This window comes from Paraburkholderia sp. RCC_158 (assembly GCF_041355255.1).
Lineage (GTDB): Bacteria > Pseudomonadota > Gammaproteobacteria > Burkholderiales > Burkholderiaceae > Paraburkholderia > Paraburkholderia graminis.
Genome location: NZ_JBFUPM010000001.1, coordinates 699,650 through 715,497, shown reverse-complemented (window position 1 = coordinate 715,497; position 15,848 = coordinate 699,650). Strand labels below are relative to the sequence as shown.

Annotated in this window: 17 protein-coding genes; 6 read left to right on the top strand and 11 right to left on the bottom strand. The window is 61.4% G+C overall.

The window, feature by feature from the left end; all coding sequences use genetic code 11:
* The first annotated feature begins 10 nt into the window (after nt 1-10).
* Nucleotides 11-301: a muconolactone Delta-isomerase gene (gene catC / locus AB6809_RS03200; RefSeq protein ID WP_006047295.1), complete on the top strand. Its 291-nt coding sequence runs from the start codon at nt 11-13 to the stop codon at nt 299-301.
* 70 nt (nt 302-371) lie between these two features.
* Nucleotides 372-1,307, top strand: coding sequence for a catechol 1,2-dioxygenase (gene catA, locus AB6809_RS03195; RefSeq protein ID WP_029967109.1), 936 nt, complete (start codon nt 372-374; stop codon nt 1,305-1,307).
* 64 nt (nt 1,308-1,371) lie between these two features.
* On the opposite strand, the gene AB6809_RS03190 is transcribed toward catA, so the two are convergent.
* From AB6809_RS03190 to AB6809_RS03180, 3 genes are all read right to left on the bottom strand, one after another.
* Complete coding sequence (locus AB6809_RS03190; protein ID WP_029967107.1) at nt 1,372-1,983, bottom strand: hypothetical protein; 612 nt, start codon at nt 1,981-1,983, stop codon at nt 1,372-1,374.
* A gap of 54 nt (nt 1,984-2,037) precedes the next feature.
* A complete protein-coding gene (locus tag AB6809_RS03185; protein ID WP_051153897.1) occupies nt 2,038-2,958 on the bottom strand; it encodes a hypothetical protein in 921 nt (306 codons plus the stop codon).
* A 104-nt stretch (nt 2,959-3,062) separates the two neighbouring features.
* The gene (locus tag AB6809_RS03180; protein ID WP_029967103.1) at nt 3,063-3,410 is read right to left on the bottom strand and encodes a hypothetical protein; all 348 of its coding nucleotides are present in this window, start codon (nt 3,408-3,410) and stop codon (nt 3,063-3,065) included.
* A 592-nt stretch (nt 3,411-4,002) separates the two neighbouring features.
* On the opposite strand from AB6809_RS03180, the gene AB6809_RS03175 reads away from it, so the two are divergent.
* The gene (locus AB6809_RS03175; protein ID WP_029967101.1) at nt 4,003-5,373 is read left to right on the top strand and encodes an MFS transporter; all 1,371 of its coding nucleotides are present in this window, start codon (nt 4,003-4,005) and stop codon (nt 5,371-5,373) included.
* 41 nt (nt 5,374-5,414) lie between these two features.
* Here the strand turns inward: AB6809_RS03175 and AB6809_RS03170 are convergent, their stop codons facing one another.
* The gene (locus AB6809_RS03170; protein ID WP_029967099.1) at nt 5,415-6,068 is read right to left on the bottom strand and encodes a PQQ-binding-like beta-propeller repeat protein; all 654 of its coding nucleotides are present in this window, start codon (nt 6,066-6,068) and stop codon (nt 5,415-5,417) included.
* A gap of 9 nt (nt 6,069-6,077) precedes the next feature.
* Nucleotides 6,078-7,304 carry a hypothetical protein gene (locus AB6809_RS03165; RefSeq protein WP_029967097.1) on the bottom strand — a complete coding sequence of 409 codons (1,227 nt, stop codon included), beginning with the start codon at nt 7,302-7,304 and terminating at the stop codon, nt 6,078-6,080.
* Between the two features lie 123 nt (nt 7,305-7,427).
* On the opposite strand from AB6809_RS03165, the gene AB6809_RS03160 reads away from it, so the two are divergent.
* From AB6809_RS03160 to AB6809_RS03150, 3 genes are read left to right on the top strand one after another with little or no spacing between them, the layout of a single operon-like run.
* Nucleotides 7,428-8,195, top strand: coding sequence for a DUF899 domain-containing protein (locus tag AB6809_RS03160; RefSeq protein ID WP_371025987.1), 768 nt, complete (start codon nt 7,428-7,430; stop codon nt 8,193-8,195).
* Between the two features lie 8 nt (nt 8,196-8,203).
* On the top strand, nt 8,204-9,037 hold the full coding sequence (locus tag AB6809_RS03155; protein WP_029967093.1) for a DUF2182 domain-containing protein: 834 nt from the start codon (nt 8,204-8,206) through the stop codon (nt 9,035-9,037).
* A gap of 40 nt (nt 9,038-9,077) precedes the next feature.
* Complete coding sequence (locus tag AB6809_RS03150; protein WP_029967091.1) at nt 9,078-9,587, top strand: DUF1697 domain-containing protein; 510 nt, start codon at nt 9,078-9,080, stop codon at nt 9,585-9,587.
* Nucleotides 9,588-9,692: 105 nt separating this feature from the next.
* Here the strand turns inward: AB6809_RS03150 and AB6809_RS03145 are convergent, their stop codons facing one another.
* The 6 genes from AB6809_RS03145 to AB6809_RS03120 form a co-directional block, all read right to left on the bottom strand.
* Nucleotides 9,693-11,432, bottom strand: coding sequence for an ABC transporter substrate-binding protein (locus AB6809_RS03145; RefSeq protein WP_006047286.1), 1,740 nt, complete (start codon nt 11,430-11,432; stop codon nt 9,693-9,695).
* A gap of 106 nt (nt 11,433-11,538) precedes the next feature.
* A complete protein-coding gene (locus tag AB6809_RS03140; protein ID WP_006047285.1) occupies nt 11,539-11,820 on the bottom strand; it encodes a DUF2160 domain-containing protein in 282 nt (93 codons plus the stop codon).
* Nucleotides 11,820-12,632: a carbohydrate ABC transporter permease gene (locus AB6809_RS03135; protein WP_006047284.1), complete on the bottom strand. Its 813-nt coding sequence runs from the start codon at nt 12,630-12,632 to the stop codon at nt 11,820-11,822. The genes AB6809_RS03140 and AB6809_RS03135 overlap by 1 nt, the downstream gene beginning before the upstream one ends.
* Nucleotides 12,622-13,518, bottom strand: a complete 897-nt coding sequence (locus AB6809_RS03130; protein ID WP_029967086.1) for a carbohydrate ABC transporter permease — start codon at nt 13,516-13,518, stop codon at nt 12,622-12,624. Before AB6809_RS03130 ends, AB6809_RS03135 begins: the two co-directional genes overlap by 11 nt.
* The gene (locus AB6809_RS03125; RefSeq protein WP_029967085.1) at nt 13,515-14,639 is read right to left on the bottom strand and encodes an ABC transporter ATP-binding protein; all 1,125 of its coding nucleotides are present in this window, start codon (nt 14,637-14,639) and stop codon (nt 13,515-13,517) included. Before AB6809_RS03125 ends, AB6809_RS03130 begins: the two co-directional genes overlap by 4 nt.
* A complete protein-coding gene (locus AB6809_RS03120) occupies nt 14,626-15,720 on the bottom strand; it encodes an ABC transporter ATP-binding protein (protein ID WP_029967084.1) in 1,095 nt (364 codons plus the stop codon). Before AB6809_RS03120 ends, AB6809_RS03125 begins: the two co-directional genes overlap by 14 nt.
* Nucleotides 15,721-15,848: the final 128 nt, after the last annotated feature.

Genomic DNA, 15,848 nt, shown 5'->3' with positions numbered 1-15,848 from the left:
AGAGAGAACAATGCTCTACCACGTACGCATGGATGTCAGCATTCCGCCCGACATGCCGGCCGATAAGGCAAATGAACTGAAAGCACGCGAGAAGAGTTATTCGCAGGAATTGCAGCGTAGTGGCAAGTGGCGCCATATCTGGCGCATTGCAGGCGAGTACGCCAACTACAGCGTGTTCGACGTGGAAGGCAACGCTGAGCTTCACGACATTCTGATGGCCTTGCCGTTGTATCCGTATATGAAGATTTCCGTCACGCCGTTGTGCCGTCATCCTTCTTCCGTTCGTACCGGCGACGCGTGAGGCCGACAAAGCGCGCGATGTACTGACGCGCGCCCACGCCGCTTTCCCAATACAACATGGAGACAGAATCATGAGTATCAAAGTATTTGCAACACAGGAAGTGCAAGACCTGCTGACGGCGGCCGCGAATCTCAATAGCGATAGCGGCGATAAGCGCGCGAGACAGATCACACATCGCCTGCTAAGCGACCTGTTCAATGCTATTGACGATCTCGACATGACGCCGGATGAAATCTGGACTGGCGTGAACTACTTCAACAAGCTGGGACGAGACGGCGAAGCGGCCTTGCTAGCTGCCGGCCTTGGCCTCGAAAAGTACCTGGACATCCGCATGGATGCTGCCGACAGGCAGGCCAGACTCGACGGCGGCACGCCCCGTACTATCGAAGGTCCGCTGTATGTGGCCGGTGCGCCTGTGCGCGACAGCGCGTCGAAAATCGACCTCGATCCAGACAACGAAGCGGGCCCGCTAGTCATTCGCGGCACTGTCACTGGGCGCGATGGCGAGCCTGTCGCGGGTGCGGTGGTCGAGTGCTGGCACGCGAATTCGAAGGGCTTCTACTCGCACTTCGATCCGACCGGGACGCAGAGCGACTTCAATTTGCGCGGTGCAGTAAAGACCGGTACGGACGGAACCTATGAGTTCCGCACCTTGATGCCGGTCGGTTATGGCTGCCCGCCGCATGGCGCAACGCAGCAACTATTGGACGCGCTCGGCCGTCACGGCAATCGTCCGGCGCATGTGCACTTCTTCGTCACAAGCAATCAACACCGCAAGCTCACTACGCAGATCAATATCGAAGGCGATCCGCTGATGTGGGACGACTTCGCCTATGCGACTCGCGAAGAACTTATTCCCCATGTGGTCGAGAAGACCGGCGGCGAGGCGTTGGGTCTCAAGACTGACGCGTACAAGGAAATCGTGTTCGATGTGCGCTTGACGCCGCGCGTAGAGGGCAAGGACAACCAGTTGGTCAATCGGCTGCGTGCATCGGCGGCGGCGTGATTCGCTGCGAAAGACATCGCGCAACGACAACAAGAACTGAACTAGCCGCCACGGCGGCAGCCCATTATTGACAGACCTTTTCCTCGGAGACTGCAGTCGGAACTTCTTTCGGCGCAGTCTTGAAGTGACCATACGTCCTGTATGTTTTGCCTTTGACGGTCACTACTTCCACCGACTCTTTCGCAGCCGCGGCTTTCCGGTCGGCTTCGACGCTGCTATTGCGCCACGAGCCGGACTTCGAAAAAGTTTCGGGCGTAACGCTTTGTCGCGGCATCGCATGATTCGATGCCGTGATCGCAGCAGTCGCCGGATTGCTGAAGCGCGGCGGATTGCCGTCCCGTGCAGTAGCGGCATTAGCCTGCTCTGAGCTCGCGGTACTCGTGCCGATTCCATTCGGTGCCCAGCCGATTACGCCAGGCCCGACGAGCAGCGGCGACAATTCGATAGCCACGATATGCGATTGCCGACGAGCAACGAGCAGGCATTTTTCGCCGCCTGCAGTACTTAGGGGAATGGCGCCGCTCCATTGCAGCAATGCAGGAGCCGACACGCTGGACGTTGCCGACACTGCGCCCGGCTCGCCAGCCCACACGCTCGCCGGTGGCGCCGCGGCCAGGGCATTCGCACCAGTCACCGCGGCGAGCGTCAGCATCGCGAATATCAAATGGCTCTTCATACAGTGCCTCGACTGTTCTCTCTTCGGTCCACTTTGCCATGCGCAAAGAAAGCCCTATTTGATTAGCGAAACCTTGAAGTTGTCGCTCGCGGGCGATGCCGGCTTTCCATCAGAGAGTTCGTCGTGTCCAACGTTGAGCGATGGCGCCTTGCGCGTTTCCGCTGCAGGTTGGGCCTTCACCGGCGCCGTGCGTTCGTTCGTTGCAGCCACAGGCAGACCGAGCCGGGCGCGAACAATCGGATCGCGATACTTTTCGTCCTCTGAGTATTGCGCCGCGTCGGGCGTGCGTGCAAGAGGCGCGGTCGTGCCGGGGCAGAGATGGCCCGTCGATTCGACAGCCTTGCGGTTCGCGTCGCTCTGACACAGCAATGCAAGCGCGACGTCGGTGAGGCCCATCGCGCGGAATTCGCGTGCGTCGAGTCGCCGGACGCAAGCCTGATCGACTTGTGTCGTACCGCCCGTCAGACCGAAGCCCGTCACCGAGATGCCGAAGCTGGTCGATCCCATGCAGGTGTCCGAGAGCGTCGTCGTCAGTGCGGGCGCGGCGATGCTCGGCGTCGTGCGCACGGAGTACGAACTCTGGTTGTAGTCGACCGTCGCTCGCGTGTCGTACGCGTTCGTTCCCGGACCTGCCGAAGCTTTGCTGGTCGTGTCGGCGCCTGTGCCGCTGCCCGATAAAGCTCCCGTCGACGCGGTCATCGTCGGCATCGTGACCGATACATTCACGTTGGACGAGCCGCCCGAAGCGGTGGCTCGCCCAATGCCGCCTACCGAAGTCGACGTCGAGTTCGTCGTGGCGGATGAGTTCGACGATGTGCCGATGTTGTTCAGGCTCGAGCCGCCGCCCTGGCCGATGCCGATCGAACTGGAGCCCGATACGGAGCCCGACGACGAATCGGCGGTCGTATCGGCGTTAGCGGCGTGCGCGGCGCAAAGCGCAATGGCGCATGCCAGATGCAAGATAGTTTTGTTCACTTTTGTTCTCCCCAAACCCTTCTTCACTACAAACGAGGCGGCGTGCAAATGAGGCGGTGCTCATTGGGCCGCAATCGGCCCATGCACCGCCTCGAATGAGTTGCTTAGTGCCAGCCGCTGCCGAGCTTGCTCCATGCATTGGCCGCTGCATCGGCGCCCGAGAGGCCGCCGGCTGTCGATCCGCCGAAGCCAAAGCCGCCTGCTTGCGACGTGTTGATGTGGCTCGTCGTTGCATTCGTCGTGTTACCCGTGACGCCATAGCCCGAACCGGCCGTGGCGGACGCGTGACCGTTGGCGGCGCCGGCATCGGTGGCGGTGAAGTGGCCGAAGCCGATCACCGCGGCGGTGGTCGAGCCGCCCGACGTCGAGCTCGAGGTGGAGCTTGTACCGGTAGCGAAAGCGGCGACGGAAATGAACGAGAGGACTGCTGCTGCAATAAGGTTGCGTTTCATAATTGATCTCCCATAGGACGCGCGTGGTTATCCCGCTACATCGGCGCGGATATGTAGCAGGTACTGCAAGAAAATTTTTGGATTGACGCCTGTTTCAGGCGTGCGGGCAGCGGGCAAACGTCATGGAGGCAACCCGTGGCCGTCGCGTGATGCAACTGCACAAGTCGCGGAAGAGTTCGCTGCGAAGAAGTGGTGTTGTCGTGGAAGAAGACAGTGCCGTGTGGCGCCATGTTTAATCGGCACACACAGGTCAGCGTTCGCGCATGTCGGCGCGGCCGTGTCGGCCGCCCGCATGCGGTTTGTATTGGTGTTCATGACTGTCTCCCCGACGCATCTAATGATTGATGCTTGATGTGTTTCTGTTCTTTTGATTTCGTGCTTCTGAGTGGACTTTAGGCAAGAGGGACAGGTTCAACCGTGGGCGAACTAACACATGTGGTCACGCCACAGGGGGAACGTCGCGCGCTTTGTGGGCAAGCGCTCAATATCAGCGGCGTGAGGGCAACAATCGGGCGATGCGATGGCAAGCCGGAACCTCTCCCCGCGCGACATGTCAATACAGCAATGTCGCGCATTCAATCGGGGGTGCGAAATGACTGCCACGCAACCAGGGGCGGTGCCCCTCTCCGACGAGGACGCACGGCGCCAACTGCGCCGCGCCGTTATCGCCAGCACGATCGGCACGACGATCGAATGGTATGACTTCTTTCTCTACAGCACGGTAACGGGTCTGGTATTTGCGAAGCTGTACTTTCCGCAATCGGACCCGCTTGTCGGCACACTCCAGGCGTTTCTCATCTACGCCGTCGGCTTTATCGCGAGGCCGGTGGGCGCGGCTATTTTCGGGCATTACGGCGATCGTATCGGCCGCAAGGCCACGCTTATCGTCACGCTGCTGCTGATGGGACTCGCGACTTTCGCGGTCGCGTTTGTTCCGACGTATGCGTCAATCGGAATCTGGGGCGCGGTGATACTCACGGTGCTGCGCTTCATTCAGGGCGTGGGTGTGGGCGGCGAGTGGGGCGGGTCGGTGCTGATGTCGATGGAATGGGCGCGCACCAACGCGCACCGCGGCTTCGTCGCGTCGTGGCCGCAGTTCGGTGTGCCGGCCGGGCTGTTTATCGCGAACCTCGCGGTATTGGCAATGAGCGCCGTTTCCGGCGACGCGTTCCTGACCTGGGGCTGGCGCGTGCCGTTCTTCCTGAGCATTGTTCTGGTCGCAATCGGCCTCTACATTCGACTGAACATTCTCGAGACGCCGATCTTCGCGAAGCTCCTCGCGGAGCGCAAAATCGAAAAGACGCCGATGCTCGAAGTCATTCGCCGTCAGCCAAAAGACATTCTTCTTTCGGCGATTGCGCGCATGGCTGAACAGGCGCCGTTCTATATCTTCACGGCGTTCGTTTTCACGTATGGCGTAACGACACTCGGCGCGTCTCGCGATCTGCTGTTGACGGCGGTGCTGGTCGCTTCCGTGCTCGAATTCGGCACCATTCCGCTGTTCGGCCATGTGTCCGATCTGATCGGGCGCCGCCGCATGTACATGATCGGCGCGGCCGCGGCGGGCCTCTTCGGCTTTGTTTATTTCGCCATGGTCGACACGCGCGATCCGACGTGGATTTTCGTGGCCATCGTGCTCTCGCTCGTACCGCACTCGATGATGTACGGGCCGCAAGCCGCATTGATCGCCGAGTCGTTCACGGGGCGGCTGCGCTATAGCGGCGCGTCGCTCGGCTATCAACTGGCGTCGGTGATCGCGGGCGGTCCCGCGCCGCTGATCGCGACGGCGCTGTTCGCTTACTATCACTCGGGCTACGCCATTGCCATCTATGTGTTCGTTTGCGGGCTGCTGAGCCTCATTGCTGCATCGCGTCTGGGCGACTACACGAACAAGGACATCTCGCAGGAATACGACGAGCCGCAGTCGATGAGCAGCGGCGATCATGGTCATCGGCATGCGTGAACATGCGGTGCGCCGCAGCATGCCGCGCGCCGCAACTGCTGCTATCTGACTTCGCCAGTCTCGCGTTCGGGGCGGCGCACGGCGCGCACTTTTGCGCTGTTGCCGCCGCCGCAAAAGAACTGCTCGCCGCCGTCCGACTCGAGACCGGACACGCCGACGCCCGCCGGCATCTCGAGGCTTTCCAGAACTTCGCCGGTACCCGGATCGATGTGACGCAGCTCGCTCGCGTCGTCTTCCCAGGTGCCGTGCCAAAGCTCGCCGTCGACCCACGTGACGCCCGTCACGAAGCGATTCGATTGAATGGTGGACAGCACCGCGCCGGTCTCGGGATCGACCTGATGAATCTTGCGCTCGCGATATTCGCCGACCCACAGCGAATCTTCCGCCCACGCAAGTCCCGAAGCGCCGTTGCCGCCAGGCGCGGGGATCGACGAGAGTATGCGGCCGCTCGCCGGGTCGATCTTGTGGATGCGGCCTTCGGCGATCTGGTACAGATGCTGGCCGTCGAAGGCCGTGCCCGCGTCGGCGGCGATCTCTATGCTGCGCAGCGTGTCACCGCTCGCGGGATCGAATGCGTTCAGCGTCTTGCCGGCCGCGATCCAGACATGCTGGCCGTCATATGTGACGCCGCCCACTTGCTCGACGTCCGGAAAGGGACCGTATTCACGGATGATGGTGGCGTTCGATCGATTCATGCTGTCATCCTAATTGAGCGCGAGCGGTGCGGAGAGTAACAACGTTGTCGCGAATCCGGATGCGGGCGGCGCCATCCAGCGGCGCGCGCGTCCGCGGCCAAAAGACTGCGCCTTGCCTGCGGCCGCGAGCGAATCGAGTGTGCGCTGAACGGTGCGCTGGCTTGCGCCGAGTGCGAGCGCAAGCGCGGAACTCGACCACGACTCGCCATCGGCGAGCAGTGCGAGCATGGCCGCGTGAGTTTCTTCGACGGGACGCGCGAGCAGCACAACGCGATGCCCGTGACGCGGCATCAACGCAAAGCCGCGCCGCGTTGCACTCACTTCGGCGAGCGCGCCGAGCATCGTGCGCAAGCGGCCCATTTCTACACGCAGGCGCGCGCGATGCGAGTCGTCGGCGTGGCTCGTCCTGAAGGCGCGCGCGATCAGCGCGTCGCGCGGGACATCGGCGGGCCACGCTTCGGCGAGCTGATACGCGAGATCGAACAGCACGGGCCGCCGCGTCAGCGAGACGATCGCGCCGGTCTTCTGCACGACGTGACGGCATGCGTCGACCACGAGCGCCTCTGACGCGAGCAACGCTTCCACTTCGTCGAGCAGTAAAAGCCGCTCTTCGCCGCTTGCGATCAAACGCGCGGCCGGCAGCTTCAGCGTGTGCGAAGCGCTTTCCACTTCGGCGATCAGCGCGGGAATACGCGCTTCATAGGCGGCCTGTTTCGCGCGTGCGAATGCGACGCGAGCCGCGGCAGTCTGCAAGCGCCGCAGCGCGACGCCTGCGACGACCAGCTCATGCGCGGCCCGCAACGCAGGCGGCAAAGGCGTGGGATCGAGCGCGGCAAGCAGGCGCTCGGCGTCGTCGATATGACCGATCAGCACGAGCCGCCGCACCTCCAGATACGCTGCATGCGCGGCATTGGCGCGGTCGCCGTGGGCTTCGAGAATCGCGCGCGCGTCGCGGAGCGCTTTGGCTGGCCATGCAAGATCGCGTGAGGCGAGGGCGATCTCCGCTTCCGCCACCACGCATCGCGCACGCGCGACGGCTTGCCGGGCGCCGAACGCGCGCGCGGCACTTCGCACCAGCGCCTTCGCCCGAATCAGATCACCGAGCTGCGCCATGGCGATGCCGCGAAGGGCGAGCGCCGGCGCGTCGTCGCGCAAGGCGACGCGCTTCAATGCGCCGAGCGGATCACCGGCCGCGAGTGCCTGCGCCGCGGCTTGAATGAGCGGATCGGTCTTCATTGAAATCGCGCCACACTTGTCACTCCCACGGTCAGGAATCCCGGTACTAATCTAGCACGACCGCTAACCAGTACGTCGTATCGAAAGCGATCGAACGACGAAGGAAACCGAACGGAGAGAGCCATGACCACGACACATAAGACCGGGACACGCGAAGAATGGCTGGCCGCGCGCCTCGATCTGCTCAACGCGGAAAAAGAATTGACGCGGCGCAGCGACGAGATCGCTCGGCAACGCCAGGAATCGCCCTGGGTTCGCGTCGACAAGACGTATCGATTTGAAACCGAGCAAGGCAGTGCAACGCTTGCCGATCTGTTTGCAGGACGCTCGCAGCTTCTCGTTTATCACTTCATGTTCGGGCCGGACTACAAGGCGGGCTGCCCGTCGTGCTCGTCGATTGCGGACGGATTCGACGGCTTCGAGGTTCATCTCGCGAATCACGACGTGAGGCTGATGGCGATTTCGCGCGCCCCGCTTGCGAAGCTTCAGGAATATAAACGGCGCATGGGCTGGACGTTTCCGTGGGCGTCGTCGGCGGGCAGCGACTTCAACTTCGACTTCAACATCTCGTTCACCGAGCAGCAGCAGCGCGAGGGCACCGTCGAATATAACTATCAGCGCGGCCGTCACGCAATGGACGCCGTGCCGGCGCCCGAACCCGTCGCTCAGTTTGCGGAGACTTGCGGAACCGACCCGTCGACGTACGCGCGCGACCGGCCAGGACTGAGCGCGTTCGTGCTCGAAGACGGCCACGTGTACCACACGTACTCGACTTATGCGCGCGGACTCGACGGACTGTGGGGCATGTACCAATGGCTCGACCGCGCGCCGAAAGGGCGCAACGAGACGGGCATCTGGTGGCGCCGTCACGACGAATACGAGAAGCGCTGAGGCGCGTGATGGACCTCGTTAGCGTCGGCGAAAGCGGCGCGCGATGCTCTGCGCGCGCTGTTTTCTACAGCGTCTGCGGCTTGCTGTTCGCGATCAGTGCGGGCGCGACCATCGCGGCTTGTCTGTCGATGTCGGCAATGGGCGAGTTGCCGATGCGCGGCGGTTGGAGCTTGTCGATGATGTGGATGCCCATGTGCGGAAAGACGTGGCTGCGCGTCGCGGCGTCGTTCGTCGGCATGTGGATCGCGATGATGACCGCGATGATGTTGCCTTCCGTTGCACCTGTGTTGTGGCGTTATCGCGAAGCGCTCGACAGCGCGCGGCACGGGCGCGCGCGGGCACCCGCGCTCACATGGTTGACCTGGCTCGCAGGCATCGGCTATTTCGCCGTATGGGCTGCATTGGGCGCGGTGGTGTTCGCGCTCGGCGCGGCCTTGGCCACGCTTCAAATGCGAGTGCCGGCGCTTTCGCATGCTGTGCCCGTTATAGCCGGTGTAATGGTGCTGCTCGCAGGCGCGTTGCAATCCTCCGCATGGAAGGCGCATTATCTCGACTGGTGCCAACAGCCACAGGAATGCGGTCACGCTGTATTGCCGCTGCGCTCGGACGCCGCGTTACGATACGGCTTGCGCCTCGGGCTCCATTGCTGCTATTGCTGCGCGAGCTTCACTGCGGTACTCGTCGCGATCGGCGTGATGGATCTTCTTGCGATGGCCGCGCTTACTGTGGCGATCACGCTCGAGCGTCTCGCGCCGCGTGGTCCGCTTGTCGCGCGAGGTATTGGGTATTCAATCGTCGGCATGGGTTTGCTGATGATCGCGCGAGCCGCTTCGCTCATGTAAAAGCATCCGTTGCAACGCTCAATAAAACACAAAGACACTGATGACCCGATATATCGCTCTTCTGCGCGCCGTGAATGTCGGCGGCACCGGAAAACTGCCAATGGCTGAGTTGCGAAGTATGTGCGAATCCGTTGGTTTCACGAATGTCCGCACGTATATCGCGAGCGGCAATGTCGTGTTCGACAGCAAGCTTGCCGAAGCGTCGGTGAAGAGCCGGCTCGAGCGTTGTCTCGAAGCGTATGCGGGCAAGCCGGTCGGCGTCGCGGTGCGCACGAGCGCGGAACTTGCGCAGGTACTCGCAGCGAATCCGTTCAAGTCGGCCCCAGCGAATCGTACGGTCGCGATCTTTCTCGACGCACCGCCGCCCGCCGATGCACTCGCTCACGCAAGCGGCCAACGCGACGAAGAAATGGCGCTCGGCACGCGCGAGATTTACGTGCACTACAACAACGGAATGGCCGACACGAAGCTCAAAATTCCCGCGGCCAAAACGGGAACCGCGCGCAACATGAACACGGTTGCAAAGCTAGTCGAGATGGCGAACGAGTAGCTTAAAGTCTTCAATCGGCGCTAATAAGAAAGGAAAGGGCGGCACAATCAATCGTGCCGCCCTTTCACAAACTGACTGCGGATTGCCAATCGCGACGTCAGCCGCTTACCGCACCTTGCCTGCCTTCCACGCCGACAGCAACTGATCGTACTTGACCGTCTCGCCCTTCGGCTTTTCGTTGGCGAGCTTTTTCCACGGCGCGTGCTGATCGGACAACCACTTCGACGGATCGCTTGCCGCATTCATCTCCGGCGCGCATGCCTTCATGCCGGCTCTCTGCAAGCGCGACAACACCTGGTCCATCTCCTTGGCGAGGTTATCCATTGCGGCCTGTGGCGTCTTTTCTCCAGCGACGGCGGTGCCTACGTTCTTCCACCAGAGCTGCGCCATCTTCGGATAGTCCGGCACATTGTTGCCGGTCGGCGTCCACGCGACGCGTGCCGGGCTGCGATAGAACTCGATCAAACCGCCGTACTTGTCCGCGTTCTTCGTGAAGTAGTCGCTATGAATATCGGAGTCGCGAATGAACGTGAGACCGACAATCGACTTCTTCAGCGACACGCTCTTGGACGTCACGAACTGCGCATACAGCCATGCGGCGGCGCGCTGATTGGCCGGCGTCGACTTGAAGAAGGTCCACGAGCCGACGTCCTGATAGCCGTTCTGCATGCCGTCCTTCCAGTACGCGCCGTGCGGCGAGGGCGCCATGCGCCACTTCGGCGTGCCGTCCGGGTTCGTCACGTTGCCGGGTTTCAACATCGACGCGGTGAACGCGGTGTACCAGAACACCTGCTGCGCGATCTTCCCTTGCGCGGGCACGGGGCCGGCCTCGCTGAAGGTCATGCCGGACGCTTCAGGCGGCGCGTATTTCTTGAGCCAGTCGATGTATTTGGTCGTCGCATAGACGGCCGCCGGGCTGTTGGTGCCGCCGCCGCGCGACACCGATGCGCCAACCGGATGGCAACCGTCCGGCGTCACGCGAATGCCCCATTCGTCGACGGGCATGCCGTTCGGAATGCCCTTATCGGCTTCGCCCGCCATTGAAAGCCATGCGTCGGTAAAGCGCCATCCGAGCGACGGGTCTTTCTTGCCGTAGTCCATATGGCCGTAGACTTTTTCGCCGTCGATGTTCTTCACGTCATTCGTAAAGAACTCGGCGATGTCTTCATACGCGGACCAGTTCACCGGCACGCCCAGCTCATAGCCGTACTTCGCCTTGAACTTGTCCTGCAGGTCCTTGCGGGCGAACCAGTCCGCGCGGAACCAGTAAAGATTGGCGAACTGCTGATCGGGCAGTTGATAGAGCTTCTTGTCCGGCGCGGTCGTAAAGCTGGTGCCGATAAAGTCTTTGATATCGAGCCCAGGATTCGTGTATTGCTTGCCTTCACCCTCCATGTAATCGGACAGCGGGATGATGACGCCATAGCGATAGTGCGTGCCGATCAGATCGGAGTCCGAGATCCAGCCATCGTAAATGCTTTGCCCGGATTGCATCGACGTCTGCAATTTTTCGACGACATCGCCTTCCTGAATGATGTCGTGCTTCACCTGAATGCCGGTGATTTCGGTGAAGGCTTTCGCGAGCGTTTTGGATTCGTAGATATGCGTGTCGATCGTTTCCGACACGACGTGAATTTCCTTGACGCCTTGCGACTTCAGTTTGTTCGCGGTGTCGACGAACCATTTCATTTCGTCCATCTGCTGCTGTTTCGAGAGCGTGCTAGGTTGAAACTCGCTATCGACCCACTTCTGCGCTTCAGGTATGCCCGCCATAGCCTGGTTCCCAAAGGCACCCGACACGATGCTTGCCACTGCGAGCGCGACGATCCGTCTCCTCTGTTGCATGGTCTTCTCCTGTGTCCTTCGTGCCCCTTCGATCTTTCCGGCGCCCGCTTGGGGCATCAGCGGAACCGGCAATTGCGAGTGCTCATTGCGTGCGTTTCGTTTCTATTCAACCTTTCCACATGATCGCGAGCAGAACCAGTAGCGAAGCCAGCGAGCCCGGCCACGAAGTCGAGCCTTCGGCGCTAATGCCGATCCACGCGAGATTCACATACGCGGCCGCGAGCAGGCCGATAAAAAGGCGATCGCCGCGCGTGGTCGCGATAGGCAGAAAGCCCTTGCGTTCATGCGTCGGCGAGCGCAGTTCCCACACGGTCATGCCGGCCAGCATCACGACGATGCAGACGAAGAAGATCGCCACCTCGGGCGTCCAGTACATCCACGTGAACATCAGACTCTCCCCATCGCAAAGCCCTTCGCGATGTAGTTGCGCACGAAGTAGATCACCAGCGCGCCAGGCACGATGGTCAGCACGCCCGCCGCCGACAGCACGCCCCAATCCATGCCGGCCGCCGATACGGTGCGCGTCATCACGGCCGCAATCGGCTTCGCGTTGACCGACGTCAGCGTGCGCGCGAGCAGCAGTTCGACCCAACTGAACATGAAGCAGAAAAACGCCGTGACGCCGACGCCCGATTTGATCAGCGGCAGAAAGATCTTCACGAAGAAAGCAGGGAACGTATAGCCGTCGATGTACGCGGTCTCGTCGATTTCTCGCGACACGCCCGACATGAAGCCTTCGAGAATCCACACGGCGAGCGGCACGTTGAACAGCATGTGCGCGAGCGCGACGGCGATATACGTGTCGGTTAAACCGACGCTCGAATAGAGCTGGAAAAACGGTAGTAAAAACACGGCGGGCGGCGTCATCCGGTTGGTGAGCAGCCAGAAGAACATGTGCTTGTCGCCGAGAAAGCGATAACGCGAGAACGCGTAAGCGGCGGGCAGCGCGACGAGCACGGACATCACCGTGTTCATCAGCACGTAGATGATCGAATTGATGTAGCCCCAGTACCAGGAGGGATCGGTGAAGATGATCTTGTAGTTGTCGAACGTGATGTGCTGCGGCAGCGTGGCGAACGTCGACATGGTTTCTTCGTTCGTGCGCAGCGAGATCGACAACATCCAGTAAAGCGGAATCAGTGCGAACAGCATATAGACGACGAGCACCAACGTGCGCATCCAGCGGCGCTTATCCTGCATGTTCGTCTCCTTCCGCAGCGGGGCCGCCTTTGCCTACGCGGCTCATCCAGTTATAGAGAATGAAGCACAGCAGCAGAATGATGAGGAAATAGATCAGCGAGAAAGCCGCGGCGGGGCCGAGGTCGAACTGGCCGACCGCTTTTTGCGTCAGGTACTGGCTGAGAAAAGTTGTCGAATCGCCGGGGCCGCCGCCCGTCAGCACGAACGGTTCGGTGTAGATCATGAAGCTGTCCATGAAACGCAGCAGCACGGCGATCATCAGCACGCCGCGCATTTTCGGCAGTTCGATGTAGCGGAAAACCGCGAAGCGGCTCGCGCCGTCAATTTCGGCGGCCTGATAGAACGCATCGGGAATGGCGCGCAAGCCCGCGTAGCAGAGCAGCGCGACGAGTGGCGTCCAGTGCCAGATGTCCATCACCAGCACGGTGATCCATGCGGCCGTGGGGCTTGCCGTGTAGTTGTAATCGAAGCCGAGGCTATTGAGCCAGTAACCGAGCAGGCCGATATCCGGGCGTCCAAAGATTTGCCAGATTGTGCCGACCACGTTCCATGGAATCAGCAACGGCATGGCGAGCACGACGAGCGCCGCCGATGCGCGCCATCCGGAAGCGGGCATCGAAAGCGCGAGGCCCACGCCCAACGGAATCTCGAACAGCAACACGCAAGCGGAAAAGATGATCTGTCTGCCGAGCGCGTCGCGCAAATCGGGATCGGTCATGATGTTGCGAAACCATTCGGTGCCGACAAACACATGCTGCGTCGGACTAATGATGTCCTGCACCGAATAGTTGACGACCGTCATCAGCGGCAAGATCGCGGAGAAGGCCACGCAGATGAACACGGGTATTACGAGCAGCCACGCTTTCTGATTGACGGGCTTGTTCATTGCGCGGCTCCTTCTGCGTTACGTGCATCGATTCTTTCGTCATTGCAGAAGAACACCGTTTCTGGCGCGGCCACGCGCAGCCAGGCGGGCCCGTTCACCACGCGCACATGCGGCTCGAGTTTCGCGTTGAAGAGATGGCCGTCGCATTGCGCGGTCACGAGCTGGTAATTGCCGAGTTGCTGCGCGCGCAGCACCTCGACTCTGACGGCGCCGGCTTCGCCTTCGTGGGCGAGCCGCACGAACTCGGGGCGAATGCCCAATGTAAGCGGGCTCTTTGCCTGCTGATGCGCGTCGCCCAGCGCCGCGAGGGTGGCGGCGCCGAGCGTGAGACGCTGTGAGCCGATTCGCGCGCCGTCGGCGTCGAGTTCGATCGGACAAAGATTCATACCCGGACTGCCGATGAAGTAGCCGACAAACGCATGATCCGGCCGCAGAAACAGCGCATCGGCGCCGCCTTTCTGCACGACGCGACCGTTCGTCATGACGACGACTTCATCGGCGAAAGTGAGCGCCTCGACCTGATCGTGCGTGACGTAGATCAGCGTGAGCTTCAGTTGCTGATGGATCTTTTTCAACTGCCGGCGCAGCATCCATTTCATCGCCGGATCGATCACGGTCAGCGGTTCGTCGAACAGAATCGCCGCGACGTCCTGGCGAACGAGCCCGCGTCCAAGCGATATTTTCTGCTTCGCGTCGGCCGCCAGATTGCTGGCCTTGTGCGGCAGATCGCGCGTCATGTCGAGAATTTCCGCGACTTCGTGCACGCGCTTTTTTACTTCGGCGGCGGGCATCCTGCGATTGCGCAGCGGAAACGCGAGGTTGTCGAACACGGTCATCGTGTCGTAGATCACCGGGAACTGGAACACCTGCGCGATGTTGCGCTCGCGCGCGCCGAGCGCGGTCACGTCGCGTCCGTCGAACAGCACCTTGCCCTCGGACGGCTTGACGAGGCCCGACACGATATTGAGCAACGTGGTCTTGCCGCAGCCCGACGGCCCGAGCAGCGCATAAGCGCCGCCGTCTTCCCACACCATGCTCATGGGCTGCAGCGCATAGTCGTCGAGTGTCGCGGGCTTCGGACGATATGCGTGCGCGAGATTCTGGAACTCAATGCGCGCCATGAGCGGCCTCCGGGCTCGATACCAGTTTCGTATCCGCGCCGAACACGAACAGTTCGTCAGGGTCGATGAAAACGTTGAGTTCGGTGCCGAGCTCGATTTGATGCACGCCCTGCAACTGCGCGACGAGGTCGATGCCGCCCGTCAGCGTGCGCAAATGCAGATAGGTTTCCGAGCCGCTCAACTCGGCCAGTTCGAGCCGGCAGGGAACAGCGACTGCATGCGGCGCTTTCGCGTGAAGGCGCAAGTGCCCTGGCCGTATGCCGATGCGGCATGCGCCGTTCGCAGCGGTGCCTTGCCGGAGCGGAACGTCGACGCCGATCGGCAGACGCGCGCGGCCGTTGCCGTTGAGTTCGCTCGTCAGCATGTTCATCGGCGGATCGTTGAAGACGGCTGCTGCATCGACGTTGACCGGCGCGTTGTAGACGTCGAGCGTCGGACCGAATTGCAGCACGCGGCCTTTATCGATGATCGCGGTATAGCCGCCGAGCAGCAGCGCTTCGAGCGGTTCGGTGGTGGCATAGACCACGGTCGTCTTGCCGTCCGCGAAAAGCGTGGTCAACTCCATGCGCAATTCCTCGCGCAGCTTGTAGTCGAGATTCACGAGAGGTTCGTCGAGCAGCACGAGCGACGTGCGCTTCACGAGCGCACGCGCGAGTGCGCAGCGCTGCTGTTGACCACCCGACAGTTCGCTCGGCCGCCGCTCGAGCAGATGCTCGATATGCAGTTTCCCCGCGACCTCGAGCACGCGCCGGCGAATTTCCGCCGAATCGGTCTTCTGCAACTGGAGCGGCGACGCGATGTTCTGGAACACGGTCATCGCCGGATAATTGATGAACTGCTGATAGACCATCGCCAGATTGCGCTGGCGCACGCTGACGCCTGTCACGTCCTGGCCGTCGACCAGCACGCGGCCCGCGTTCGGCCTGTCCAGTCCCGCCATCACGCGCATCAGCGTGGTCTTTCCCGCCTGGGTCGGACCCAGCAGCACATTGATAGCGCCTGGCACAAGACGCAAATCCACGCCGTACAGATACGGTTGCCCGCCAGAAACGACACTGACTTGCTCCAGTTCCAGGACCAAATTGTTCTCCTTTCAGGCGCGCGCGATGCGACCGTCAAACCGCAGCTTGACGATGGCATCGATTGGGTTGCACTTTTATTACACGCAGCAGACAGAATTTCCCTTTTGTTGGTTTGCGTTTAAATCGG